General features: G+C 66.4%; 28 protein-coding genes. 16 read left to right on the forward strand and 12 right to left on the reverse strand.

The window, feature by feature from the left end:
* Nucleotides 1–65 precede the first annotated feature (65 nt).
* Nucleotides 66–755, forward strand: a complete 690-nt coding sequence (locus tag A5747_RS05520) for a TetR/AcrR family transcriptional regulator (RefSeq protein WP_076122642.1) — start codon at nt 66–68, stop codon at nt 753–755.
* Between the two features lie 12 nt (nt 756–767).
* Nucleotides 768–1,454 (forward strand): TetR/AcrR family transcriptional regulator, encoded by a 687-nt coding sequence (locus A5747_RS05525; protein ID WP_076122643.1) that lies wholly within the window; start codon nt 768–770, stop codon nt 1,452–1,454.
* Nucleotides 1,455–1,482: 28 nt separating this feature from the next.
* Here the strand turns inward: A5747_RS05525 and A5747_RS05530 are convergent, their stop codons facing one another.
* Nucleotides 1,483–2,085, reverse strand: a complete 603-nt coding sequence (locus A5747_RS05530; protein WP_076122644.1) for a TMEM175 family protein — start codon at nt 2,083–2,085, stop codon at nt 1,483–1,485.
* Between the two features lie 244 nt (nt 2,086–2,329).
* Between A5747_RS05530 and A5747_RS05535 the strand changes: the two genes are divergently transcribed.
* Genes A5747_RS05535 through A5747_RS05555 form a run of 5 tightly spaced genes read left to right on the forward strand, consistent with a single transcriptional unit; the run spans nt 2,330 to nt 5,914 of the window.
* Nucleotides 2,330–3,361 carry a zinc-binding alcohol dehydrogenase family protein gene (locus tag A5747_RS05535; RefSeq protein WP_076122645.1) on the forward strand — a complete coding sequence of 344 codons (1,032 nt, stop codon included), beginning with the start codon at nt 2,330–2,332 and terminating at the stop codon, nt 3,359–3,361.
* Between the two features lie 46 nt (nt 3,362–3,407).
* Nucleotides 3,408–4,289: a DUF427 domain-containing protein gene (locus tag A5747_RS05540; protein ID WP_076122646.1), complete on the forward strand. Its 882-nt coding sequence runs from the start codon at nt 3,408–3,410 to the stop codon at nt 4,287–4,289.
* Complete coding sequence (locus tag A5747_RS05545; protein WP_076122647.1) at nt 4,286–4,717, forward strand: VOC family protein; 432 nt, start codon at nt 4,286–4,288, stop codon at nt 4,715–4,717. The genes A5747_RS05540 and A5747_RS05545 overlap by 4 nt, the downstream gene beginning before the upstream one ends.
* The gene (locus A5747_RS05550; protein ID WP_076122648.1) at nt 4,714–5,409 is read left to right on the forward strand and encodes a haloacid dehalogenase type II; all 696 of its coding nucleotides are present in this window, start codon (nt 4,714–4,716) and stop codon (nt 5,407–5,409) included. Before A5747_RS05545 ends, A5747_RS05550 begins: the two co-directional genes overlap by 4 nt.
* A gap of 40 nt (nt 5,410–5,449) precedes the next feature.
* Nucleotides 5,450–5,914 (forward strand): cupin domain-containing protein, encoded by a 465-nt coding sequence (locus A5747_RS05555; RefSeq protein WP_076122649.1) that lies wholly within the window; start codon nt 5,450–5,452, stop codon nt 5,912–5,914.
* On the opposite strand, the gene A5747_RS05560 is transcribed toward A5747_RS05555, so the two are convergent.
* Entirely contained in the window at nt 5,908–6,306 is a 399-nt protein-coding gene (locus A5747_RS05560; RefSeq protein ID WP_076122650.1) for a VOC family protein, read from the reverse strand. The two genes, A5747_RS05555 and A5747_RS05560, sit on opposite strands and share 7 nt — an antisense overlap.
* Nucleotides 6,307–6,441: 135 nt before the next feature.
* Between A5747_RS05560 and A5747_RS05565 the strand changes: the two genes are divergently transcribed.
* Together A5747_RS05565 and A5747_RS05570 are read left to right on the forward strand one after the other, a co-directional pair.
* A complete protein-coding gene (locus tag A5747_RS05565) occupies nt 6,442–7,650 on the forward strand; it encodes a cytochrome P450 (RefSeq protein WP_076122763.1) in 1,209 nt (402 codons plus the stop codon).
* A 96-nt stretch (nt 7,651–7,746) separates the two neighbouring features.
* Nucleotides 7,747–8,217 carry a YbjN domain-containing protein gene (locus tag A5747_RS05570; RefSeq protein ID WP_076122651.1) on the forward strand — a complete coding sequence of 157 codons (471 nt, stop codon included), beginning with the start codon at nt 7,747–7,749 and terminating at the stop codon, nt 8,215–8,217.
* A 9-nt stretch (nt 8,218–8,226) separates the two neighbouring features.
* Here A5747_RS05570 and A5747_RS05575 read toward each other — a convergent pair whose 3' ends face one another.
* Nucleotides 8,227–9,309 carry an NAD(P)-dependent oxidoreductase gene (locus A5747_RS05575; protein WP_076122652.1) on the reverse strand — a complete coding sequence of 361 codons (1,083 nt, stop codon included), beginning with the start codon at nt 9,307–9,309 and terminating at the stop codon, nt 8,227–8,229.
* Nucleotides 9,310–9,457: 148 nt separating this feature from the next.
* Between A5747_RS05575 and A5747_RS05580 the strand changes: the two genes are divergently transcribed.
* Nucleotides 9,458–10,273 (forward strand): lysophospholipid acyltransferase family protein, encoded by an 816-nt coding sequence (locus A5747_RS05580; protein ID WP_076122653.1) that lies wholly within the window; start codon nt 9,458–9,460, stop codon nt 10,271–10,273.
* A 24-nt stretch (nt 10,274–10,297) separates the two neighbouring features.
* On the forward strand, nt 10,298–11,683 hold the full coding sequence (locus A5747_RS05585; protein ID WP_198938126.1) for a wax ester/triacylglycerol synthase family O-acyltransferase: 1,386 nt from the start codon (nt 10,298–10,300) through the stop codon (nt 11,681–11,683).
* On the opposite strand, the gene purQ is transcribed toward A5747_RS05585, so the two are convergent.
* The 3 genes from purQ to A5747_RS05600 form a co-directional block, all read right to left on the reverse strand.
* Complete coding sequence (gene purQ / locus A5747_RS05590) at nt 11,680–12,354, reverse strand: phosphoribosylformylglycinamidine synthase subunit PurQ (RefSeq protein WP_076122655.1); 675 nt, start codon at nt 12,352–12,354, stop codon at nt 11,680–11,682. The genes A5747_RS05585 and purQ overlap by 4 nt on opposite strands.
* Nucleotides 12,351–12,590, reverse strand: coding sequence for a phosphoribosylformylglycinamidine synthase subunit PurS (gene purS, locus A5747_RS05595; protein WP_076122656.1), 240 nt, complete (start codon nt 12,588–12,590; stop codon nt 12,351–12,353). Before purS ends, purQ begins: the two co-directional genes overlap by 4 nt.
* A gap of 62 nt (nt 12,591–12,652) precedes the next feature.
* Complete coding sequence (locus A5747_RS05600) at nt 12,653–13,324, reverse strand: ATPase (RefSeq protein ID WP_076122657.1); 672 nt, start codon at nt 13,322–13,324, stop codon at nt 12,653–12,655.
* A gap of 33 nt (nt 13,325–13,357) precedes the next feature.
* On the opposite strand from A5747_RS05600, the gene A5747_RS05605 reads away from it, so the two are divergent.
* Entirely contained in the window at nt 13,358–13,996 is a 639-nt protein-coding gene (locus tag A5747_RS05605; RefSeq protein WP_076122658.1) for an MBL fold metallo-hydrolase, read from the forward strand.
* A 16-nt stretch (nt 13,997–14,012) separates the two neighbouring features.
* Here the strand turns inward: A5747_RS05605 and A5747_RS05610 are convergent, their stop codons facing one another.
* Nucleotides 14,013–15,668, reverse strand: a complete 1,656-nt coding sequence (locus A5747_RS05610) for an FAD-binding dehydrogenase (RefSeq protein ID WP_076122659.1) — start codon at nt 15,666–15,668, stop codon at nt 14,013–14,015.
* A gap of 156 nt (nt 15,669–15,824) precedes the next feature.
* A complete protein-coding gene (locus A5747_RS05615) occupies nt 15,825–16,097 on the reverse strand; it encodes a helix-turn-helix domain-containing protein (protein WP_233147958.1) in 273 nt (90 codons plus the stop codon).
* Between the two features lie 91 nt (nt 16,098–16,188).
* Here A5747_RS05615 and A5747_RS05620 point away from each other — a divergent pair, with 91 nt between their 5' ends.
* Entirely contained in the window at nt 16,189–16,773 is a 585-nt protein-coding gene (locus A5747_RS05620; RefSeq protein ID WP_076122660.1) for a carboxymuconolactone decarboxylase family protein, read from the forward strand.
* Nucleotides 16,774–16,781: 8 nt separating this feature from the next.
* On the opposite strand, the gene A5747_RS05625 is transcribed toward A5747_RS05620, so the two are convergent.
* Entirely contained in the window at nt 16,782–17,486 is a 705-nt protein-coding gene (locus A5747_RS05625) for a DUF2334 domain-containing protein (RefSeq protein WP_076122661.1), read from the reverse strand.
* A gap of 147 nt (nt 17,487–17,633) precedes the next feature.
* Between A5747_RS05625 and A5747_RS05630 the strand changes: the two genes are divergently transcribed.
* On the forward strand, nt 17,634–19,250 hold the full coding sequence (locus A5747_RS05630) for a DHA2 family efflux MFS transporter permease subunit (RefSeq protein WP_198938127.1): 1,617 nt from the start codon (nt 17,634–17,636) through the stop codon (nt 19,248–19,250).
* Nucleotides 19,251–19,262: 12 nt separating this feature from the next.
* Nucleotides 19,263–19,709, forward strand: coding sequence for a DoxX family protein (locus tag A5747_RS05635; RefSeq protein WP_076122662.1), 447 nt, complete (start codon nt 19,263–19,265; stop codon nt 19,707–19,709).
* Here the strand turns inward: A5747_RS05635 and A5747_RS05640 are convergent.
* Together A5747_RS05640 and A5747_RS05645 are read right to left on the reverse strand one after the other, a co-directional pair.
* Entirely contained in the window at nt 19,638–21,800 is a 2,163-nt protein-coding gene (locus tag A5747_RS05640) for a S9 family peptidase (RefSeq protein ID WP_076122663.1), read from the reverse strand. The two genes, A5747_RS05635 and A5747_RS05640, sit on opposite strands and share 72 nt — an antisense overlap.
* Entirely contained in the window at nt 21,797–22,690 is an 894-nt protein-coding gene (locus A5747_RS05645) for a phosphoribosylaminoimidazolesuccinocarboxamide synthase (RefSeq protein WP_076122664.1), read from the reverse strand. Before A5747_RS05645 ends, A5747_RS05640 begins: the two co-directional genes overlap by 4 nt.
* A 64-nt stretch (nt 22,691–22,754) precedes the next feature.
* Between A5747_RS05645 and A5747_RS05650 the strand changes: the two genes are divergently transcribed.
* The gene (locus A5747_RS05650; protein ID WP_076122665.1) at nt 22,755–23,375 is read left to right on the forward strand and encodes a hypothetical protein; all 621 of its coding nucleotides are present in this window, start codon (nt 22,755–22,757) and stop codon (nt 23,373–23,375) included.
* Here A5747_RS05650 and A5747_RS05655 read toward each other — a convergent pair.
* Nucleotides 23,356–24,348 carry a tellurite resistance/C4-dicarboxylate transporter family protein gene (locus A5747_RS05655; protein ID WP_076122666.1) on the reverse strand — a complete coding sequence of 331 codons (993 nt, stop codon included), beginning with the start codon at nt 24,346–24,348 and terminating at the stop codon, nt 23,356–23,358. The two genes, A5747_RS05650 and A5747_RS05655, sit on opposite strands and share 20 nt — an antisense overlap.

Below are 24,348 nucleotides of genomic sequence, written 5' to 3' on the forward strand. Positions count from 1 at the left end.
CGGCGCACCCCAGCAATGGGCTGGATATCCCATAATTGGAGGCACTCGCAGGTTAGCCTGACGCCATGGCCCATCCCGATGTTCAGGACGGACAACGGTTGACCGCCAAGGGGCGTGCCACCCGCGACAGGATCGTGCAGGCCGCCGCCGAGCTAATCGTCACCCAGGGACTGTCGGCCTCGAACATGGAGAACGTGCGCAGGGCCGCGTCGGTCAGTGGTTCCCAGCTTGCTCACTATTTCGCCGACAAAAGCGCGCTGATTCGCGCGGTCGTCAGGCGCCAGATCGGCGTGGTTCTGGACTTCCATCGCCAGCCCAAGCTCGGCGACCTGGACTCGTTCGACGACTTCGAACGGTGGATCGATCTCAACATGCGTTACCTACGCCGCATCGGAACCGCCGGCGGCACACCGACTTACCACGCCCTGGCCGCGCAGCTGGCGAAGTCCGACGACGCTACTCGCGCCACGTTGGCCGCGGGGTACTGGCAGTGGGTCGAGTTGCTCGAAGCGGCCATCCAGCGAATGAAAGATCGCCGGGTTCTCGGCCCAAGCGCCGATCCTCGGCAGTTGGCCTTGGTCATCGTCGGCGCTCACCAGGGCGGCGGCACTTTGGCGTTTACCTATCGAGCGGAGTGGCCGCACGCCGATGCGACGCGGTTCGCCGTCAACTATCTGCGGATGTTCGCCACCGATCCCGTCGAAAGAGCCCCACGTCTCCCGCGGCGTCCCCGGGGTCGGCGCCGCACGACATAGGCCGGCTCACCGATGCCGCGGCACGCCGAAAACCCAGACAGCACACCGAGATTCACCCGCAAGGGACTGGCGACCCGGACCCGCATCGTCGGCGTCGCCGCCGGGCTCATGTTCGAGCGGGGCGTTGCCAACACCAGCATCGACGAGGTGCGAAACGCCGCAGGGGTCGGCGGGTCGCAGATCTCGCACTATTTCCGTGACAAACGCGATTTGACCCGCCAAGTCATCGCCGCGCGACGCGACGATGTGATGGCTTTTCACACCCGAGCTCAGCTCGGCGCGCTCGACAGTTTCGAGGCGTTGCAAGCGTGGGCCGACGGATGTGTGGCCGACATCGACACCGTCTACCGCCGGGGCGGGTGCGTCTATGGCTCGCTGGCCGGCGAGCTCATCGACGCCGACGACGAAATTCGCGACGACCTCGCGGACGGGTACGACGCGTGGCTTGAGCTATTCCAGACGGGCCTGACGGCGATGCGGCGCCGTGGCGATCTGCGCTCCGAGGCCGACCCGCGACACCTGGCCGTGTCGCTGGTCGTCGCGCACCAGGGTGGTGCCATGCTCACCCATGCCACTGGTGACGCGGAACCACTGCGGGCGACCGTCAATGCGGCCGTGGACTACGTGCGGTCCTTCGCGGCTGCTCGCGCGCCCCGACACGGGCGGTCAACCTCGGCGCGGCGCAGACGCAAATCGTGAGCGGCCGCGCCACGCTCGCCGTCCGATGTCAGCGTCCTTCGCCCGCAGCCCTTTTCGGTGTGGGAATGTCCGGTCGTAGGTAGCCGATGAGACATAGGGCAATCAGGGCCATACCCGCCACCGGCCATCTCAGTGCGATCACCGCCGCCGCGGTGAAGACACCGATCGTAATGACCGATCTCATTCGCAGCATCCGCCGCATGAGGTCCGAGACGTCCTCGTGGGCAGGCCGATCGACGGCCTCCCAACACAGTGCGACGTAGGTGACGTTCACGAGGACGAAGACGCCCGCATACAGTGCCACGGGCGCGGCGGCCAGCCTGCTATCGGCGATCCATTCGGTGGTAAACGGGATCAGCGACACCGAGAAAAGATGCGCGAAGTTCGACCACACCAGTCGTGGGGTCGCGGTCGCCGCGTAGTTGAACAGGTGATGGTGATTGACCCAAACGATCGCGATGAAGAGATAGCTGACCACATAGCTCAGACCCGTGGGCCAAAGCGGCAACAAGGCACTGAAGCTGTGGGCGGACGGCGGCTTGAGTTCGAGGACCAGGATGGTGATGAGCACCGCGAATACGCCGTCGGAAAACTGCCTGACCCTTTCGGGGGTGGTTTGTCGCACTGCCACAGTTTCCTCCCGCCTCATTCGGGCCCACTGCCGCATCCATTATGTTGGCCGGCCCAGGAGGGCGGGGTACCGGCGTGGGGCAACGGCGACGAACGGCCTAGACAAATCTGGGTGATTCCGCCCATAATATTGGGTTAAGCGACCCATTAAGTCGGCGCCGACGATGGTAATCTAACTGCCGCACTGCGGCTCTCGCGACCCAATATCCGAAGCCCGACTAACGATTTGGAAATGAGACAGGGTGATGGCCCCACTGCCCACGGCGCCCACGGTAGTGCGCGAACAGCCTGGCGGGGACGCCATGCGCGCGATCATCCTGAACGGCTTCGGCGGCCTCGACAGCCTGGTCTACACGGACATCCCCAAGCCGCTGCCCAAGGACGGCGAGGTCGTGATCAAGGTGCAAGGGTTCGGTGTCAACCACGCCGAGATGCACATGCGACGAGGGGAATGGGCGGAAGCCGCGGAGGTCAGCGGCATCGAATGCGTTGGCACGGTCGATTCGTGCCCGGGAGGGGAGTTTCCGGTCGGCGCTAAGGTGGCGGCGCTGATGGGCGGCCTGGGGCGAACCATCAACGGCAGCTATGCCGAATACACCCGAGTGCGCGCGGCCAACGTCGCGCTCATCGAATCCGATCTGCCCTGGTCCGATTTGGCGGCGCTGCCTGAAACCTACGCCACGGCTTGGACGTGTCTGTTCCGCAACCTCAGCCTCGCGGCCGGACAGACCCTCGTACTGCGCGGCGCCACGTCATCGTTCGGCCAGGCCGCGCTCAAGATGGCGGTCGCCGCCGGGGCGCGTGTCATCGCGACGACGCGCAGCTCCAAGCGCATTTCCGTGCTGGAGAATTTGGGCGCCGCGCGCGTCGAATTGGAGCGATCCGACCTGGCGGGCCACATCGCCGAATCAAAGCAGATCGACGCCGTCCTCGACCTGGTGGGCAACAGCACCATCCTCGACTCCCTCGACATGTTGCGCCGCGGCGGCTCGGCGTGTCTGGCGGGATGGTTGGGCGGACTTGACCCCATCGGGGACTTCAACCCGCTGCTCCGCATGCCCAGCGGGGTGAACCTGAACTTCTTCGGCAGCTTTGTGTTCGGGACTCCCGGCTTCCCGCTTTCTGACGTGCCGCTGCAAGACATCGCACGGCAGGTGGCCGACGGAAGGCTCGAGGCAAAGCCGGCGCGCGTCTTCTCTTTCGATCAAATTCATGAAGCGCATCGAGTCATGGAGGCGGGGGAAGCCGGCGGAAAGATGGTCGTCGTCATGAACTGACGCCGGCCGCCGCTGGCGGGAAATTCGCAACAGGGAGGACTGGACGATGGGTTTGGCATGGCAACAAGGCCCGCTGGCCACGAGTTCGATCGGACACTTCCTCATCGACCAGCCGTTGCCGCCGCGCCTGCTGTATGCGGAGCCGTTGCGCCGCCGCATGCGGGTGCGCTTCGCTGACAAGTGGGTCGCCGACAGCGAGGACGTCGTCCTGCTTCACGAGCCAGGGCGTTACCCGGTGGCTTATTTCCCGCACGGCGATGTCGAACCGGACATCCTCGTCGACGAGGACCGGGTCACTCAACACCACGACCTCGGCGACACGAAGTGGTTCACCGTCAAGGTTGCGCAGCGAGAGGCCAACCACGCCGCCTGGCAACACACCGGCTTGCCGCAACACGCGGCCGTGCTGGACGGGCGGCTGGCCTTCGCCTGGCGCGCCATGGACGCCTTCTACGAAGAGGACGAACGCATCGTCGGGCACGCCGCCGATGCCTATCACCGCATCGACATCCGCTCTACCTCACGGCATCTCGTTGTGCAGGATGGCGAGCAGGTGATCGCCGACACGAAGAACCCACTGGCGCTGTATGAATCGGGCTTTGCACCCCGGTGGTATGTCCCGCGCGAGGACATCGACGAAGCCGCCCTCAAACTCATTGATATACAGACGTTTTGCCCCTACAAGGGGATCTGTTCCTACTACGACATCGGCGGCCACAAGCGCGCCGCATGGTCCTACATCAACGCCTGGCCCGAAGTGGGGCGGGTAACCAATCTGGTGTCCTTCGAGCCCGACAAGATCGACGTGTATCTCGATGACAAACAGCTGCAGCTCGAGCCCGGCCAAACCGTCATTCCCCATGGTGTCGACCGAGGCCTCGACACCGACGAGGTGCTCGGTAAGACACCCACCGGAGGCAGGCGATGAAAGCGCTGCTCGAGGTCGTCATCCTGCCGGTGTCGGATCCCGATCGCTCGCTGCGTTTCTACCGAGACCAGGTCGGCTTCAACCTCGATGTCGACTACGCACCCGCACCCAGTTTCCGGGTCGTCCAGCTGACGCCCCAGGGATCTCACACCTCCATCCAGTTCGGTGCCGGCCTGACCGACGCGCCTCCGGGCTCGGTGCACGGTCTGTATCTGGTGGTCTCCGACATCGAGAGCTGCTGCTCGGAACTAGCCGATCGCGGGGTGACCGTCAGCGACATCCGCCACAAGAACACCGACGGCGGCTGGCGAGGCGGATTCCTCCCCGGCGTTGATCCCGAACGCGCCGATTACGCCAGCTTTGCCGATTTCCGCGACCCCGACGGCAATGGGTGGGTGGTCCAAGAACGCAACCACCAGCCGGCATGAACCCAGAGCACCCGCCGTCCGTCCTCGTATTCGACGTGAACGAGACGCTGGTCGATATCGATTCCCTAGCACCGGTTTTCACGGACTTGTTCGGCGACGCGCGGGTGCTCCGCGAATGGTTTGGACAGCTCGTCATGTACTCGATGGCCGCGACGTTGGCGGAGAACTACGTGAACTTCGCCTCCCTCGCCCAGGGGGTGCTGCGCATGCTGGGTGACATTTACGAGGTGGATGTCACCGACGACGATCTGCTCCGCCTGAAGTCGGGCCTGCTCTCGATGCCGCCACACCCAGATGCGGCCGAGGGCCTTGCCGGGTTGCGCGACAATGGTTTTCGACTGGTCACCCTGACCAATTCACCGCCCAACCCGGACGGACCGACTGCGCTGCAGAATTCGGGACTGGCTGGGTTCTTCGAACGACAGTTGAGCGTGGACGCCCGCCGCGCCTTCAAACCGTCTCCGGTTGTGTATCGGTACGTGTGCGAAACGCTCGGGGTCGCCCCCACGGATTGCATGATGGTGGCCGCCCACGTGTGGGATACCCTCGGCGCGCAAAACGTCGGTTTCAGCGGCGCCCTCATTGCGCGCCCGGGCAACCCACCGCTGCCGGTTGACGGCCTGCCGCAGCCAGACCTGGTGGTCCGCGACATGCGCGAGCTCGCCGAGCGACTCACTACGAGGCCGCACTGAGCCCGGCTGCCGCGGCATGCCCGAGAGGCAGAATGGTGCGATGGCAACCTCGGATGGATTTCATCCCGACTTCGACGAGACGACGTCACCCGCACGCAACCGGGTACACCACATCAGGGCCTCGGACATCAGCTCCGACACCGCACAGTCGGAGGGATTAAGGCGCTTCGCGGCGCTCTCCGGAAAGTCGGTCGGTGCGGAGAAGCTGTGGATGGGTGAGACACACGCGCTGCCCGAAGCCGTCTCGTCCAACCACCATCACGGCGAATCGGAGACCGCGATCTACGTGAGAAGCGGCAACCCGGAGTTCGTGTTTCACGACGGTGTCCAGGAGGTGCGCATCTCGGCCGCGCCCGGCGACTACGTCTTCATTCCGCCATACCTGCCGCACCGGGAAGAGAACCCCGATCCGAACACGACGGCGGAAGTCGTGATTGCGCGCAGCACGCAGGAGGCGATCGTCATCAACCTACCCGCGCTGTATCCGCTCGAAGGCGCTCAGTAGACGGCGATTTCGATGAGGTTCCCGTCGACGTCACGGCAGTAGTGCGACGTCATCGCACCCAATGCGCCTACCTTGGTCACCGGTCCCGAGATCACTTCGACTCCGCACCGCGCGAGGTGGGCCCGGATCTCGTCGGGCGCGGAACGGGTGACGAAGCACAAGTCCGCGGAACCGGCCGCTTCGACGGATCCGGTCACCCAGTCGGGGTCGTCGGCCAAGGCGCCAACCGGTCGCAGGTTGATCTTCTGCTCTCCGAAGCACAGGGCGGTTCTGTTGGACGGACCGAACGTCTCTCGCCTCATGCCGAGCACCCGCTCATACCACGATGCGGTGGCCTCGATGTCGCGGCAATTCAACACGATGTGGTCGAACCGTTGCACCGCTAGTCCCACGGTCAACCCTCCTGATCGGTAAAGCCGCGTCGAATTCGACGCTAGCGCGCGGCCTGCCTCGGCCTTGACCGCTGGGTACGCTTGATGCTAAGCAAGTGCTCAGCAACCCAGGTAGCCGCGGTGGAGGAGGAGACGATGGCGACTGCGCAGCTGGTCTTCGACCCGTTCTCGGAGGAGTTCTTCACCGACCCGTACCCGACCTACCGGCGGATGCGCGAGGAGGCGCCCGTCTACTACAGCGAGGAGCACGACTTCTACGCGCTGACCCGCCACAAGGATGTCGCCGCCGCGTTCAAGGACTTCGAAACGTATTCGTCGGCGCGCGGGATCGAGCTGTCCATGATCAAGAAAGGCGGGGTCCCGGCGGAGAACAAGTCGATGATCTTCATGGATCCGCCGGAACATCGGCGGATGCGCAGCCTGGTCAACAAGGTATTTACGCCACGCGCGATCACCGCGCTGAAAGACACGGTCACCGAGCTGATCGAGTACCACCTCGGGCAGGTCGACGGCAAGCAATTCGATGTGGTCGCCGACTTCTCAGCGCTTTTCCCCGTCGAAGTGATCAGCACTGTGCTCGGGGTGCCCGCCGAACACCGCCAACAGATCCGGCACTGGGTCGACGCGTCATTGCACCGCGAGCCGGGCCAGACCGAGATGAACGAAAGCAATTGGGAGGCGGTCACTTCGGTCGGGGCGTTCTACTACAACTTGATTAAGGAACGACGCAAGCAACCGCAGGACGACATGATCAGCGGCCTGATCGCCGCCGAGGTGGAACGCGACGACGGCGGCACCACGAAGCTGGATGATATCGAAATCACCGGTTTTGCAACGCTTCTGGGAGCCGCGGGTGCCGAAACGGTCACCAAGCTGGTCGGGAACGCGATCGTGCAGTTCGCTCGCAACCCCGACCAGTGGCAGAAACTGCTCGACGATCGCTCGAAGGTTCCGGCCGCGGTCGAGGAGGTGTTGCGATTCGAGGCGCCGGCACAGTACAACGTCCGCTGTTCGCTCAAAGACGTTCACCTGCATGGGATGACGATTCCGGCGGGCAAGCCCGTATTCCTGCTGGGCGGCTCAGCCAATCGCGATCCTGAGGCCTTCAGCGATGCCGACAAATTCGACATCGAACGTGACCGCGGCGAGGCGCAGAACCTCGGTTTCGGCTATGGCGTGCACAGTTGTCTGGGTGCCGCGCTGGCCCGTCTGGAGAGCGCGGTTGCGCTGGAGAAACTGTTGGACCTGATGCCCCGCTACGAGGTGATCTGGGAGGGCTGCAAACGAGTGAGCATGACCAACGTCGCGGGCTGGTCCAACGTTCCGGTGCGAGTTCTGCCCTGACCGGGCCCGCCCGCTCAGCAAATTCTCAACTGATTCTTCGGTCACGCCTCGCTCGGCTCAAGGATCCGCATAGCCTCCGTCCTCAGCATTGACTGCATGACGAGTGAGCCGCTCTGCGCAAACCTGATCGAACGCTATCTGCGCACGCGCGGCAGCCGCTACTTCCGAGGCGCGCACGATGGCGAATACTTCTACGTCGCCAACACCCGTCCGCGCCGGCTCCATGTGCACCTCGAGATCGCGCCCGGGCATCACGATGTGTTGCTCATCCGGGTTGCTCCCGCATGCTTCTTCCCCGCTTCCGACCGCCCCTGGCTGACGCATCGCGCCGACACGTGGAATCGACAGGATCGCGATGTCACCGCGATCGTGCACCGCTCGTCCGATCCACAGCGCATCGGTGTCGTCGCACGCCGTTCGCACTGGATCCGGGGCAGCGTGGCCCTCGAGGATTTCGCGACCTTCGTCGATCATGCCATCGCTGCGGCGATCGAATTCTTCGGTGAGTTGAGTCCGATCGTCGAGCGGCCGTCGATGGCCGAGCCGCTGGTGTTGGACGCCAGCTGAAGTGGCCCACTAGTTCGTTGCGCCGCGCCTCTTCCCGTCGGGCCATGGCTCGCCGAACTCGGCCCGGAATGCTCCCCACGGGTCGGCGTAGCGGCCGGGCGAATTCCGGTACGCCGCCCGGCGTTTCAACAACTGACGTGCGACCGGCGAGATAACCCGCAGTGGGTAGCGCTTCCACCCGGCGGCGGCGCGCATCTCGGCGAGCATGTCCGGCCAGGGGTGGCGCTGGAATTTCAAGGCTCCCTGAGATCGGGTGGTGTCCATCCAGTCGGTGACGTACCAGTCCTCGTCACTCTCAGGGTCCCCGGGGCGCCCGGGTGGCAAGGCATTGACCAGTCCCCGGGTGGCGGCCAATGCCTTTCCGACGTCGCCCTGTCGGAGCAGGTGGGACTCGTCGCCTCCGATGAGCAGAATCTCACCGACAACATCGGCCGTGGTGGCGGTCGCGAACGCGAGCGCCACATCACGGACGTCGACGGTGTGAATGCGTCCGTCGGTCGGCAGCGCGCTTTCCAAGTACGGTGCATCCATGTTCAGCGGCATGGCGTCGAGATCGACGCTCATCACGCCGGCGAGACGAAGGATCACCCACTCCAGACCCGAGTCCTGGACCAGGCGCTCGGCCTCGGCCTTGTGCGCTCCGTACACATCCGACGGCGCGACCGGGGTGTCAGCGCGGACCAGCTCCGGATGACGGTGCGGGTTGCGCGAGCCGTGCACGGCGTTGCTCGACGCCTGGATGAACCGCACCGGGCGGGGGCTGGACGCTGCGGCACGCAACAGCGCCGCGGTCGCGTCGACATTGACGCGACGAGCCAGCTCGTGATGACGGTAGATGGAGGGCGGGATCACCGCGGCGAGGTGGATGATCACCGTTGGCGCAGCCTCGGTGACCAGACGGGCGACCTCGTCCGGGTCGGTCAGGTCTGCCCAGCTCGCCTCGGCGCCCGAGGGTAGCGATCCCGCAGCTTTGCGCTGAGCGGGAGTTCCGAGGTCCGTAGCCACCACATCATGGCCAACGGCAACTAGCCGGCGCACAGTCTGCGAGCCGACGAGCCCGAATCCCCCTGTGACAAGAACCTTTTCGGTCATTTTCTCCCGTGCGCGCCAGGGCCAGCAAACGGATATGACATTCTCCAAAATCGAGAGTAGCATATGTCAGAACCGCGCTGAGGTTTGGGACCGCCATCGCGCTGGCAATAGCAAATAGCACACGACCGGCGGAACTTGAGGGCGAACCATGAAGGGCAGCAACGGCGCGGCGGCGGACAACCGCGAGACCGCCAAGTGGGATCCGGCCTTCACCGAGCAGGTCTCCAACGCCATCGGTCCGTGGATCAAGCGGTGGTATCGCGCCGAGGTGCGAAACATCGACAACGTCCCGTCGACCGGCGGCGCGCTCGTCGTGTCGAATCACTCCGGCGGCATGTTCACTCCCGACGTGTTGATCTTCTCGCCGGCCTTCTACGAGAGGTTCGGCTACGACCGCCCCGTCTACACCCTGGGCCATTACGGGCTGTTCATGGGTCCGCTGGACGGGTGGCTGCGCCGCCTCGGGGTCATCGAGGCGAGCCGCGAAAACGCGGCCGCCGCTTTGCATTCGGGTGCGGTGGTGCTGGTCTTCCCGGGCGGCGACTACGACTCCTACCGGTCCACCTTCAGCGCGAACACCATCGACTTCGACGGTCGCACCGGCTACGTCAGGACGGCGATCGAAGCCGGGGTGCCGATCGTGCCCACCGTGTCCATCGGCGCCCAGGAGACGCAGTTGTTCCTGACCCGCGGCAACTGGCTGGCGCGCACGCTGCGACTGACGAAGGCCCGGATCAACATATTGCCGATCAGCGTCGGTTTCCCGTTCGGCCTGAGCGTGATCTTCCCGCCCAATCTGCCGCTGCCGGCCAAGATCGTGACGGAGGTCCTCGAGCCGATCGACATCGCCGACCGCTTCGGCGACGATCCCGACATCGACGAGGTCGACGCGCATGTGCGAGCCGTGATGGAGGCCGCGCTCAAGCGTCTGGCCGACGAGCGCCGGTTCCCCATTCTGGGCTGACGCGTCGGCGGGGCGAGGTGGCGTGTGAAGAGGCTCAACGGCATGGACGCCATGCTGCTGTACAGCGAGACGCCGAATCTGCACACGCACACGCTGAAAGTCGCGGTCCTCGACCCCTCCAGCTGCGACTCTGACTTCGGCTTCGAGGCGTTCCGGCACCACGTGCGCCGACGGCTGCATCTGCTAGAACCGTTGCGCTACAAGCTCGTCGACATTCCCTGGCGACTGCATCACCCGATGTGGCTGGAGAACTGCGAGGTCGACCTGGACTACCACCTGCGGCGGGTGCGGGTGCCCGCGCCGGGCGGCCGCCGGGAGCTCGACGGCGTCATCGGCGAGGTGGCCTCCACGCCGCTGGATCGCGGCCGCCCACTGTGGGAGTTTCATTTCGCCGAGGGCCTGACCGGCGGCCGATTCGCGCTGATCGGCAAGATCCACCACGCGCTGGCCGACGGCGTCGCCTCCGTCAACCTGCTGGCGCGCGCGATGGATCTCGAGGACGGGCCGACCGACGAGCGGGACGACGACGAATCCTGCGTCACCCCGTCGACATCCGACCTGCTGCGCGCCGCCGGACGCGACCACGCGCGGCAGGCCGCCAAGCTGCCGGGCCTGGTCAAAGACGCGGCCGTGGGGTTGTCACGGGTCCGCCGCCGGTCCCGGCAGCGCGGAAAACACCCCGACCTGGCCGACCCGTTCGACGCACCGCCGACCTTCCTCAACCACGTCGTGTCACCGCGGCGGCAATTCGCCAGTGCGACGCTGCCGCTGCCCGACGTCAAGGCGACCGCCAAGGCGTTGGGCATCACGATGAACGACATGGTGCTGGCGACCGCGGCCGGGGGCCTTCGGAAGCTGTTGTTGACCTACGACGGAGCGGCCGACCGGCCCATCATCGCGTCGGTGCCCACCGCCACCGACAAGTCCGACCGGATCACGGGCAACGAGATCAGCGGCCTGATGGTTTCACTGCCCGTGCACATCGCCGACGCGGCCGAACGGGCGCGGCTGGTCGCGCTGGCGACCCGAATCGCCAAGGAAGACCACGAAATTCTGGGCCCCCGACTCTACGAGCGGATGATGACCTACCTGCCGACCGCGCTGGCCCCGGCCGCGTTTCGCTGGCTGGCGCAGCGGGAGGCGCCGAACAAGGTGATGAACGTCGCGGTGTCCAGCGTCGTGGGCCCGCGCGAGCGTGGCCACTTCGGCGGCGCCACGGTCAGCGAGATCTACTCGACCGGCGTGCTGTCGCCGGGCGCGCCGGTCAACATCACCGTGTGGAGCTACGTCGACCAGCTCGGCATTGCGGTGCTCACCGACGACCGGACGTTCAACGACCCGCACGAAGCGACCGACGCGCTCACCGCGGCCTTCCGCGAATTACGTTGCGCGGCTGGGATTTCCCGCTAAGCGGCGAGCACGGCGTCCAGCGCCGAATAAAACAGGCCCAGGCCATCGTCGGACGGTCCCGTCAGCGCCTCGATGGCGTGCTCGGGATGCGGCATCAGGCCGACGACGCGGCCGTTGGCCGAGCTGATGCCGGCGATGTCATGCAGCGAGCCGTTGGGGTTGTCGTGGTAGCGAAACACCACCCGGCCCTCACCCTCCAGCTCGTCGAGCACGGCCGCGGGTGCGACGTAACGGCCCTCGCCGGACTTCAGCGGCACCAGCAGATCGGCGTCGGGCTCGAAGCGCGACGTCCACGCCGTCGCGGTCGACGCCACCCGCAGCCACACGTCGCGGCAGACGAAGTGCAGACCCGCGTTGCGGGTGAGCGCGCCGGGCAGCAGCCCGGCCTCGCAGAGGACCTGAAAACCGTTGCAGATTCCCAACACCGGCATACCGCGCCGTGCGGCATCGACCACTTCCGCCATCACCGGGGCGAATCTGGCGATGGCGCCGGCCCGCAGGTAGTCGCCGTAGGAAAATCCGCCCGGGACCACCACGGCGTCGACTCCCTTGAGGTCGGCGTCGGCATGCCACAGGCCGACCGCCTCGGCGCCGACACGGCGCGCGGCCCGCGCCGCGTCCACGTCGTCGAGTGTCCCGGGAAAGGTGATGACGCCGATTCGTGCCGTCACAGCGCTTCCCGGCTTATCGTCCAGTCCTCGATCACGGTGTTCGCCAACAGTGATTCCGCGATTTCGGCGAGCACCGCGTCATCGATGGAGTCGTCGACTTCGAGCTCAAACCTCTTGCCCTGGCGGACATTTGAGACGCCGCCGTGGCCGAGCCGGCCCAGCGCGCCGACAATCGCCTGACCCTGCGGGTCGAGAATCTCCGCTTTGGGCATCACATGCACGACCACCCGAGCCACCGGCGCTCCTCCTCAGATCTTGCTCGGCGCTAACTCTACCGGCGAGGAGTGCCGCAAGCGGGTCACGGGCACGAAGCGATGTACGCCTCGCACAGGGGCGCGGTCATGGCGTCCAGCACCGGATCGTCTGCCATCGAGGGCCAGGGTACCTCCGGCGGTCCCGATGACCACAGCGTGAGCTCGGTGATCGTGCTGCTCGCGACGTGTGCGACCAGGTAGGTGTGCATGATCACTGGCCCGCTGATGACCGCGGCCATCCGGTTCGGCTGGTCGGTGGTGATCGATGGCGACTCCTGCGGCGCCGCCTGCTGGCAGCCCCGCAGGGCGGCGACGGCATTGCTGAACACCCCGGCCGCGGCCGAACCGCCGCGCGCCGTGTCACCGCGCCAGTGCAGGACCTGCGCCTGCAACTGCCACTGCCCGTCCGGGTGCACGACAGTCGCCCGGGCCGCCACCGCCGAATCGCGCGGGTCCTGCGGTGCCGCCGGCGCCGCGCACAGGGTCTCGAAGCGGAAGCGCGGCCCGGCCCCGGTCGCCGGTGTTGCCAGTCCGGCCAGCGCGGGCCAGTTGTACACCGAATTGAGCGGAGTGGCGCGCTGCGGGATCCACGCACTGTCCGGGATCTGGTCGCACACCGTCGGGCACGTCTGGGGCTCGGCGTGTGCCGGTACCACGACGACAAGGGCCACCGCGAGGCCACCGGCCACCAGCATCGTCGCCAGGATCACCCGCATCGGTATCACCCCCGTCAGGGCACAATCGTAAACATGCTACTGACGCATTTCGGTCATTCCTGCTTACTTGCCGAGTTCGATCAAACCCGCGTGCTGTTCGATCCCGGCAGTTTCGCGCACGGTTTCGAGGGCATCACCGGGCTGGCCGCCATCCTGATCACCCACCAGCATCCCGACCACGTCGATATCGCCCGGCTGCCGTCGCTGCTCGAGGGCAACCCGGACGCCGCGCTGTATGCCGATCCGCAGACCACCGCCCAGCTCGGCGAGCCGTGCCAAGCGGTGCACGTCGGCGACGAGCTGCGAATCGGTGAGCTGACCGTCCGGGCCGTCGGTGGCCGCCACGCGGTGATCCACCCGGAAATCCCTGTGGTAGAGAACATTTCGTATCTGGTCGGCGACGCGGACCATCCCGCACGGTTCATGCATCCCGGCGACGCGCTGGTCGTGCCCGACGAGCCGGTGGACGTTCTGGCAGCTCCTGCGGCCGCGCCCTGGATGAAGATCTCCGAGGCCGTCGAATACCTGCGTGCGGTGGCGCCGGCCCGCGCGGTGCCCATTCACCAGGGGATCATCGCCCCGGACGCGAGGGGCATCTACTACGGCCGACTCACCGAGATGACCGACACGGACTTTCAGGTGCTGCCCGAAGAAAGCGGGGTCACCTTCTAACCGCGAGCAGACGCAACTAGGTGATGTCGTCGGCGGCGCCGCGGCCGGCGGCCCGGCCGGAGAATATGCAGCCGCCTAGAAACGTGCCCTCGAGGGCCCGGTAGCCGTGCACGCCGCCGCCGCCGAAGCCGGCCACTTCGCCGGCCGCGTACAGCCCGGGCAGCGGCGCGCCGTCGGCCTTGAGCACCCGCGCGGCCAGGTCAGTCTCGATGCCGCCCAGCGTCTTTCGAGTCAGGATGTGCAGTTTGACCGCGATCAGCGGCCCGGCCTTCGGATCGGTCAACCGGTGTGGCGCCACCACTCGCCCCAGCCGGTCGCCCAGGTAGCCACGCGCGGCGCGGATCGCGGTGATCTGGCCGTCTTTGCTGAATCTATTGGCCACCTCGCGATCGCGGGCGGTCACCTCGGCTTCCACCGTCACGTAGTCGAGCGGGACCACGTCGGGCAGCTTGTTCATCCCGGTCACCAACTCGCGCAACGAGTTTGCGCTGACGAAGTCCACGCCTCGGTCGACGAAGGCCTGCACCGGCCGGGGCGCGCCGGAGCTGGCCCGGTTGCGCAGCAGCTCCCTTACGCTCCGCCCGGTGAGGTCGGGGTTCTGCTCCTGGCCGGACAGCGCGAATTCCTTCTCAATGATCTTGGCGTTCAACACAAACCAGGTGTAGTCGTATCCGGACTTGGTGATGTACTCCAGCGTGCCGAGGGTGTCGAACCCGGGATACAGCGGAACCGGCAGCCGCTTGCCCGACGCGTCCAGCCACAGTGGAGATGGGCCGGGGATGATCCGGATGCCGTGCAGCGGCCAGATCGGGTCGTAATTGGTGATGCCCTCGGTGTAGTGCCACATCCGGTCGGGGTTGATCACCCGCGCGCCGGCCTGCTGCGAAATTCCGATCATCCTGCCGTCCACGTGGGCCGGCACCCCGCTCAGCAGTTGCCCGGGGACGCGACCCATCCGCTTGGGCCAGTTCTTGCGCACCAGATCGTGGTTTCCTCCGATGCCGCCGCTGGCCACGATCACCGCCGACGCACGGAACTCGAATTGCCTCATAGCTTTTCGGGACGAAGGCACCCCGCGGGGCTCAGGTGATGGCTCGAGCACGGTGCCGCGGACACCGGTCACCGCGCCGCCCTCGACGATCAGCTCGTCTACCTGGTGTCGGTGAGCGAAGCGCACCGTCGAGCGATCCCGCAGCCGGCGCGCGAAGATCTCGACCAAGGCGGGCCCGGTGCCCCACGTGATGTGAAAGCGGGGCACCGAATTGCCGTGCCCCTGTGCGCCGTAGCCGCCGCGCTCGGCCCAGCCCACCAACGGAAAGACCTTCAGGCCCCGGTCGCGCAGCCAGCTGCGTTTCTCGCCGGCCGCGAAATCGACGTAGGCATGCGCCCACTGGCGCGGCCAGTAGTCCTCTTCACGATCGAACGCCGCCGTCCCCAGCCAGTCCTGCAACGCGAGCTCGTGGCTGTCGCGGATGCCCAGCCGCCGCTGCTCTGGGCTGTCCACGAAAAACAGGCCGCCGAACGACCAGAAGGCCTGCCCACCCACGTTGGCACTGTTCTCCTGGTCGACGATCAGCACCCGCAAGCCGCGATCCACCAGTTCGCAGGCGGCGACCAGGCCCGCCAAGCCCGCCCCGACAACGATCGCATCCGCCGCGAAAGCATCGCTCATGTCGCAACAGGGTAGTGCCCCGCGCCGGCCGATTAAGCGGACGGCTTGGTCACGCGGCGTCGATGTCGCGACGGAGCAACAAGGTCATCGGCGGAGCCCCTGTGGCCCAACGGGATACGCTTCGCCGAGTGCTCGGTCGAGCCCGAACCGATCTCTTCAGCGAGTTTCCTCGGCCCACTGGCGAGCCCACTGATCGAGCGGGTCGAGGGCCACGCCCAACTGTCGCCCGATCGGAGTCAATTGATAATGCCCCTCGTCGGATCTGGCGATCAGTCCGGCCGCGGCGAGTTCGCCGAGCCGATCGTAAAGAACGCTCGGTGACATGCCGTCGCAGCGGCTACGGAGCGCACGAGCCCCCAACGGGCCGTCTCGCAGCTCCCACAGAACCCGTAGCGACCAGCGGCGGCCGAGAAGGTCGAGGGCGGCCATGAGTGGCCGTCCGCTATCGGAGCCGCGAACCGGTTGGCCCGGACGCGGGAGCTGTTGACGTTTCGGTTTCCGTAACATACGCTGCGAGGTCATGGTTACGGAAACAGTAACACCGAGGATCTTGCCGCTCGCCCCGCCCTACGATTCCGAGGTCGACGCCCAGTTGCAGACGATGATGCCGGCCGGAGTTCCACCAATCGGGCTCTTCCGCACCTTCGTCCGGAACCTTCCCATGGCGCAGGCAATGGGCCCGTGGGGTCGCTACGAACTCAGCCGCCAGCTGTCGCTGTCGATGCGCGACCGCGAGATCGTGATCAACCGGACCTGCGCGCGTTGCGGCTGCGAGTACGAGTGGGGCGTGCACGTCGCATTCTTCGCCGAACGGGTGGGCCTCGATGCGCGGCAGGTCGCCTCGCTGGTCACCGGCGACGACGAGGACGACTGCTGGACCGAGAATCGCGATCGGCTACTGATCCGGGCGGTGGATGCCCTGCACGACCACGCCGATATCGACGATGCGCTGTGGCGACGACTCAGCGCGGAATTCGGCGACGCCAGCCTGCTCGATCTGCTCTTCTTGTGCGGCTGGTACCACGCCATTAGTTTCGTGGCCCGAGCCGCCAGGGTCAGGCTCGAGCCCGGCGCCCCCACCTTCGGCTCCATCGCCGACTTATGACGGCTTAGTCACGCGGCGTCGACAACGGCCTTGTTGGACCGCCATTCGTACACCGTCGGTGTGCACCCGTGCATCGCGGCCAGGTCGACCGCGTCCAGCACCGCCTGCAGCGGCCCGGGCTTGCGCAACTGTCGCCCGGCGATCGCGATGCGCACGATCCCGCCCCGACGGGAGATGCGATCCGCGGACAACACAACCATGCGACACCACCACGGCTCGGTCAGAAAGCCCTCTCCGATGCCGAGCACGCGGGTGCGGACGGTGGTGTGACGGACCAGGTCGGTGATCCCGTGCAGATCAGCCAGCAGTCGAAACCCGTTGCGCGGCAACACCTTCACCACGCCCGGTGATACTACCCAGCCCGGCGCGGCGAACAGCCGGGTGCGCAAACCGAGATGCTCGAGCACCCGGTCGGCGGCCGTCAGCCGGAGGTTGGCCTCGTGCGCCCGCAGCATGGCGAACTCGCCACGCCGCTTCTTGGTTGCCGGGTCGTCGTAGCCGTGCAGCACGATGGCGTCGCCCCCGGCGCGCCGCGCGGCCAGCCACTCGACTGTGCGCGGATCGCGGTCGAGTCGGTAGTCGCCGGACAGCCGCGGGGCCACCAGCAACGACACCGGCACGTTGCGGGCATCCATTTGTGCGCAGAACGCCTCAACGTCGCCCAGGGTGCGCTCCCCTATCCCTGAGACCGAGACGATCAATTTTCCAGACACACCTGCAGTTTGACGATCTCAGGTGTCGGAATGGTGAAGGACACGCGGACAGCAGGCGTATATCGGGTCCGCCGCGACGCAGGCCAGGGGCATTCGGGGCCGACGCAGCCGGCGCCCGCGGCCATCGGCGCCGGCAATCGATTCGATATGCTAAGCAACGCCATGGAGAAGGCCCGTTCCGCAGCGGCCGACCCGCTGACCACCACTCCGACGCGGCAGCCCGCCCCCGGCGTGCATGTCTATCCAGACAAGCTGGACGCCCGGCTGTTGCGGATCTCCGGCGTGTGCATCCTCGCCACGGTGATGGCGATACTCGACGTCACCGTCGTTAGCGTCGCGCAACGCACCTTCATCGCCGAATTCGGCTCGTCCCAAGCAATCGTCGGATGGACGATGACCGGCTACACGCTCGCCTTGGCGACCGTGATTCCGGTAACGGGCTGGGCCGCCGACCGATTCGGCACCAAGCGGCTCTTCATGGGATCCGTGCTCGCCTTCGCGCTGGGCTCGCTGCTGTGCGCGGTGGCAGCAAACATCCTGCAGCTCATCGTGTTTCGCGTGGCGCAAGGCATCGGCGGCGGCATGCTGATGCCGCTGGGATTCATGATCATGACCCGCGAAGCGGGCCCCGGGCGGCTCGGCCGCCTCATGTCGATCCTGAGCATTCCCATGTTGCTCGCCCCCATCGGTGGGCCCATCCTGGGCGGCTGGCTCATCGACACCTCGAGCTGGAGATGGATCTTCCTGATCAACCTCCCCATCGGCCTGGTGACCATCGTTCTCGCGGCGATCGTGTTCCCGCGTGATCATCCGGCGCGCTCGGAAACCTTCGACGTGGTCGGGGTGCTGCTGCTGTCGCCGGGCCTCGCGACGTTCCTCTTCGCGGTGTCGTCCATCCCGCGCTGCGGCACCGTCGCCGATCGCCGCGTGCTGATACCGGCGGCCGTCGGCCTGGCGTTGATCGGCGCGTTCGTGCTGCACGCGTGGCACCGCGCGGACCACCCACTCATCGATCTGCGACTGTTCCGGAACAAGGTGCTCACCCAGGCCAACGTGACGATGCTCGTCTTCGCCACCGCCTTCTTCGGCGCCGGACTGCTGCTTCCGAGCTACTTCCAGCAGGTGCTGCATCAGTCACCGATGCAGGCCGGGGCGCACATGATCCCGCAGGGCCTCGGCGCCATGCTGACCATGCGCCTGACCGGGCCGCTCGTGGACCGGCAGGGACCGGGCAAGGTCGTGTTGGTGGGCATCGCGCTGATCACCGCCGGCCTGGGCACCTTCGCCTTCGGTGTGGCCAAGCAGGCGCAGTATCTACCCACGCTGCTGGTCGGATTGGCGATCATGGGCCTGGGCATGGGATGCACCATGATGCCGCTGTCGGTTGCCTCCGTGCAGGCGTTGGCGCCGCACCAGATTGCCCGGGGCACAACGCTGATGAGCGTCAGCCACCAGGTGGGCGGCTCGATGGGAACGGCGCTGATGTCGATGATCCTGACCAACCAGTTCAATCGAAGCGAGAACATCTCCGCGGCAAACAAACTCGCGTCCCTGCAACAGAAGGCCGCCGCCAGCGGGGTGCCAGTCGATCCGGCCGCGATACCCCGGCAGACCCTCGCCCCGGGCTTCGCGGGCGATCTGCTGCGCGACCTTTCGCATGCCTATACGGCGGTGTTCGTCGTCGCGGTCGTGTTGGTGGTGTCCACGGTCATCCCGGCGGTGTTTCTGCCGAAGCGGCCCGCGAGCCAAACGGCCGGCGAATAGATTGGACTTGAGATGGCTCCGTTGATCACGCTGCTGGTGGGCACCGTCGCCGCTCGGTGCATCGGCTGGCTCGGCGTCGGCTACGTCAACAGCTGGGCGGCGGCGGTCGCCGTCGGACTGGCCGCGATGTTCCTGATGACGGGGCTCGCCCACTTCGCGCCGCAGCTGCGCCGCGACCTGATCGCGATCGTGCCGCCCCGGCTGCCGGCTCCCGGCTACCTGGTCACGATCACCGGCCTGCTCGAGCTGCTGGGCGCCGTGGGGTTGTTGCTTCCGGTGACCCGGATGGCCGCGGCCCTGTGCCTGCTGGCGCTGATGCTGGTCATGTTCCCGGCCAACGTCTACGCCGCCCGGATGCCCGATCCGCCTAAGTCGATGACGACGCAGCTACCCCTGCGCATCGCCATCGAGGTCGTCTTTCTCGGCGCGGCCATAGCGGTCGCCGTCGGCAGCGGCTAGCAGCCAGGCGTACTGGAACGCGGCCTCTTCCCAGGCCCGGTAGCGACCGCTGACCCCGCCGTGGCCCGCCGCCATCTGGGTCTTGAGCAGTACCGGGTTGCCGTTGGCGTTCGCATGCCGCAACGCCGCGACCCACTTCGCCGGCTCCACATAGTAGACCCTGGTGTCGTTGAGCGAGGTCATCGCCAGGATGGCGGGATACCGCTTGGTCTCGACGTTCTCGTAGGGCGAGTAGGACTTCATGTAGGCGTAGACTTCGCTGTCGCTCAACGGGTTTCCCCATTCGTCCCATTCGGTGACGGTGAGTGGCAGCGAGGGGTCCAGGATGGTGGTCAGCGGGTCGACGAATGGGACTTGGGCGAGGATTCCGGCGAACAGATCCGGCGCCAGGTTGGCCACCGCGCCGACCAGCAGGCCACCGGCGCTGCCGCCCAACGCCACCAACTCTCGCGGCCGGGTCAGACCTGAGTCGACCAAATGCTTTGCCACCGCGACGAAGTCGGTGAAGGTGTTCTTTTTCTCGAGTAGCTTGCCGTGCTCGTACCACAGCCGGCCCATCTCGCCGCCACCGCGGACGTGGGCGATTACGAACACCATGCCTCGGTCCAGTAGCGAGAGCCGCGCGATGGAAAAGCTTGGGTCCGTGCAAATCTCGTAGGCGCCGTAGCCGTACAGCACGGTGGGCGCGGGGAATTCGAGACCGGCGCGGTGCACGATCGACACGGGGATCCTGGCGCCGTCGTCGGCGCGCGCCCAGTCTCGGCGCTCCACGTAATCGGTGTGCCGGTAGTCGCCGAGCACGGGTTGCTCGCGCAGTAAGATGCGTTCGCCGGTCGCCAGGTCGATGTCGTAGATGCGTGTCGGGATGACGAGAGACCCGGCCCGGATGCGCAGTCTGGGCGACTTCCAATTCGGATTACCGCCCAGGCCGGACGACATCAGCTCGGATTCGAATGAGATCTCTTCGGGCTCGCCGTAGCCACCGCCGGAGTCGATGGGCCACAACTGGATCCGCGGCAACGCCTCGCGGCGGTAGCTGACGACCAGATGATCGGCGAAGGCATCCACGCCGTCGAGTCGAACATCGTCGCGGTGCGGGATCAGGGTGCGCTGCTGTGCCGGGGCGTCGACGGGTGCCTCGGTGAGCGTGAAGTTCACCGCGCCGTCGTTGTGCAGGATCAGGAACCGATCCTGTCCCGCGATCACCGCGTGCTCCACCGAATACTCGACACCTTCGCGTCGCGGCAACACCACGGTGAACTGCGCCTGGGGATCGGCGGCGTCCGCGTAGCGGATCTCCGACGTGATCGACGAACCCGAGGCGATGAACACGTAGGCTTCGCTGCGGGTGAGCCCGACGCCGAGCCAGAAGCGTTCGTCCGCTTCGTGATACACCAGCTCCGACGGCTCGCCGGAGCCCAATCGATACCGCCATATCTTGTCGGGACGGTGCGCCGCGTCCAGCGTCGCGTAGTAGACGGTGCGGTTGTCGGCGGCCCAGGTCACTCCGGCACCGATGTCGGCGATCTCGTCGGGGAACATCTCGCCGGTGCGTAAATCCTTGAAACGCAGCGTATAGCGCTCGTCGCCAATAACGTCGACGGAGTAGGCCAGCAGATTGGCATCCAGGCTGACCATCGCGGCACCCAGCGCGAAGAAGTCGTGGCCTTCTGCCTCGATGTTCGAGTCCAGCAACACCTCTTCACCTGGTATCTCGGTGTTCTCATCCAGCGCCGGCGGGGTCCAATCATCGGGATCGGCCACCGGGCAACGGCATTGGGCGCGGTATTGCTTTCCCTCGAAGGTTCGGGAGTAGTACCACCAGTCGCCCTGACGAGTCGGCACCGAGAGGTCGGTTTCCTTGGTGCGCGCCTTGATCTCGTCGAAAATCTGCTGCCGCAACGGTTCAAGGTGAGCGGTGACCCGGTCGACGTAATCGTTTTCGGCTTCGAGGTAGGCGATGACGTCAGGGTTGTCCTTTTCGCGCAGCCATTCATACGGGTCGACGAAGACGTCCCCGTGGTGCTCCCGCCGCGTCTCCACCCGCTTGGCGATCGGCGGCGCGGGCGTCTGTGCAACGGAATTCGTCATGCGCCGGGGCCGATCCAGTCGTCGAAGCTCATGCCGGAGATCCGTTCGTAGGCATTGATGTAACGGGCGCGGGTGGCGTCGATGATGTCGTCCGGCAGCGGCGGCGGGGGTTGTGAGCCGTTGCGGTCCCAGCCCGATTCGGGGCCGGTCAGCCAGTTGCGGACGAACTGCTTGTCGAAGCTGGTCTGCACCTCGCCCTCCCGGTAGTCGTTGGCCGGCCAGTACCGCGAGGAATCGGGCGTGAAGATTTCGTCGGCCAGCACCAGGTTCCCCTCGCCGTCGGTGCCGAATTCGAATTTGGTGTCCGCGATGATGATTCCCTTCGTCAGGGCGTGATCGGCGGCCTGAACATAGATCCGCAACGTGCGGTCGCGCAGCTGGTTGGCGCGCACCGCGCCCACCATCTCGATCACCTGTGCGAACGGAATGTTCTCGTCGTGGTCCCCCAGTGCGGCCTTCGTCGCCGGGGTGAACAGCGGCGTGGCGAACTTGCTGGCCTCGACCAGACCCGGCGGCAACGCGATCCCACAGACCTTCCCGGTCGCCTGATAATCCAGCAACCCCGAGCCGGTCAGATAACCGCGTGCCACACACTCCACCGGGAGCATCTCGAGCTGCCGCACCACCAGCGCGCGGCCCAGCACCTCGTCGGGGATGCGCGGGTCATTCGGCGGCCCGGCCAGGTGGTTGGGGGCTTCGACGAGGTCGAAGAAGAACACGCTCATCGCGGTCAGGATGCGGCCCTTGTCCGGGATCGTGCTGTCCAGGACGTAGTCGTATGCGGAGATCCGGTCGGTCGCGACCAGCAGCAGGTGCTCGTCGTCGACGCGGTACAGCTCACGGACCTTGCCGCTGGCCAGATGCTGATAGTCGGACAGTGCGGGGCGCATCCGGCCAGCCTATCGGGCACCGCGCGGCCGACCCCGTGCCGGGAGCTGTGCTGGAATTTCGGTCATGACATCCCGGTTCTTGCCCTACTCCACCAGACCAGTCCGGCTGCTTGCTCAACTGTTCAGCGATGTCGCCGTGGTCGTGTGGACCGTCAGCTGGCTGCTCGTCGGGGTCGCCGTCTACGGCGCCATCTCGACCATCGCCGACGCCGGCCGTCAAGTCGAAAGTGGCGCACATGGCATCGGGGGCAACCTGGCCTCTGCCGGCCATGGTGCGCAGCACATTCCGCTGGTCGGCGATGCGGTAAGCAAGCCGCTGACCGCTGCCAGCCACAGTGCCCTCGACATCGCGAGCGCCGTCCACGACCTGGACACCACGACGAGCTGGCTCGCGGTGCTGCTCGCGATTTCGGTCGCCGCCCTCCCCATCCTGATCGCGGTCGTGCCCTGGTTGTGGCTGCGGATCCGGTTCTTCCGGCGCAAACGAACGGTGACCGCCCTGGCCGCCACCCCGGCCGGCGAGCAACTCCTGGCGTTGCGGGCGCTGACCAACCGCCCGCCACGCAAACTGGCCTCCGTCAGCGCGGATCCGGTCGGTGGGTGGCGCCGTGAGGACCCCGTCACAATTCGCGCGCTGGCCGCACTCGAACTGCGCGCGGCCGGGATCACGCTTCGCGCGGGCTGACGAACATGCGCCAAGCGCGCAACAGCCCGGCCGCGACGACAATCAGCCACGCCGCCAACGCATCCCAGAAAAACACCAGCGACACGGTGATCAACGACCGCTGCCCCAGCTGAGCCGCCATGCTGTAACTGGCCGCGGAGTACATGCCCAGCGGAAAGACGAACGCCCACCACACACCGGCGAAGTGCAGCATCTCGGGGCGGCGGCGGATGCGATGCAGACCGAAGTAGATCAGCGGCGGAATCCACAGGGTGGCCGCTACCCAGGTCACCACCGTGACGGCGAGCACCGGCCCGGTCAACCACGCCGGAGCCAGGCCGTGGATCGTGTCGCCGGCCAATGTCGCAATTGCCAAGCCCCCCATCAGGATCCACGTATCGGGCTCGAACCCGTCGCGGTCCTGGCGCTGCGCGACGCTGCGCCATAGGATCAGCCAGGTCATCAGACCATAGATGCACAGCGCCGCCAGCCAAACCGGCACGGCCACCGCCAGCCACCAGCGCTCGGGGGTGTACCGGGCCGCCTTGGCGGCCACGATGGCCAGACCCGCGGTGCCCACGCTGGCCAGCTCCCACGCGCCGTGGGCACGGTCGCGCAACCGTGACCATCCGAACGCCGACATGTTGCGCGCGCTGAGCGCGATCAGCACCAGCCAGGACACCAGCGCCACCACACCGAGCGCCAGCGCCAGCACGGGCCGAGACGCCACCCGGCTGTCCAACACCGCGCACGCGGCGACAAAGGTGAACAGCCGCAAGGTGACATCGGGATCATTCAGATCCCAACGAGCATGGCGCCGCGTGAGGATCACCACGACGACGAGCACCACCAGGCCGAGCGAGCCCAAAACGCCCATCGTTTCGCTGATTTGGCGGTAGCCGTGATCGGCCGCCGCGATGGACAGGATCCCCGTCGCCATCACCGCGGCGAACACATCGGGTGACGGCTCGACATCGGCGAGCCGGAAAGTCAC

Source organism: Mycobacterium sp. IS-836, from assembly GCF_001954275.1.
Taxonomy (GTDB): Bacteria; Actinomycetota; Actinomycetes; order Mycobacteriales; family Mycobacteriaceae; genus Mycobacterium.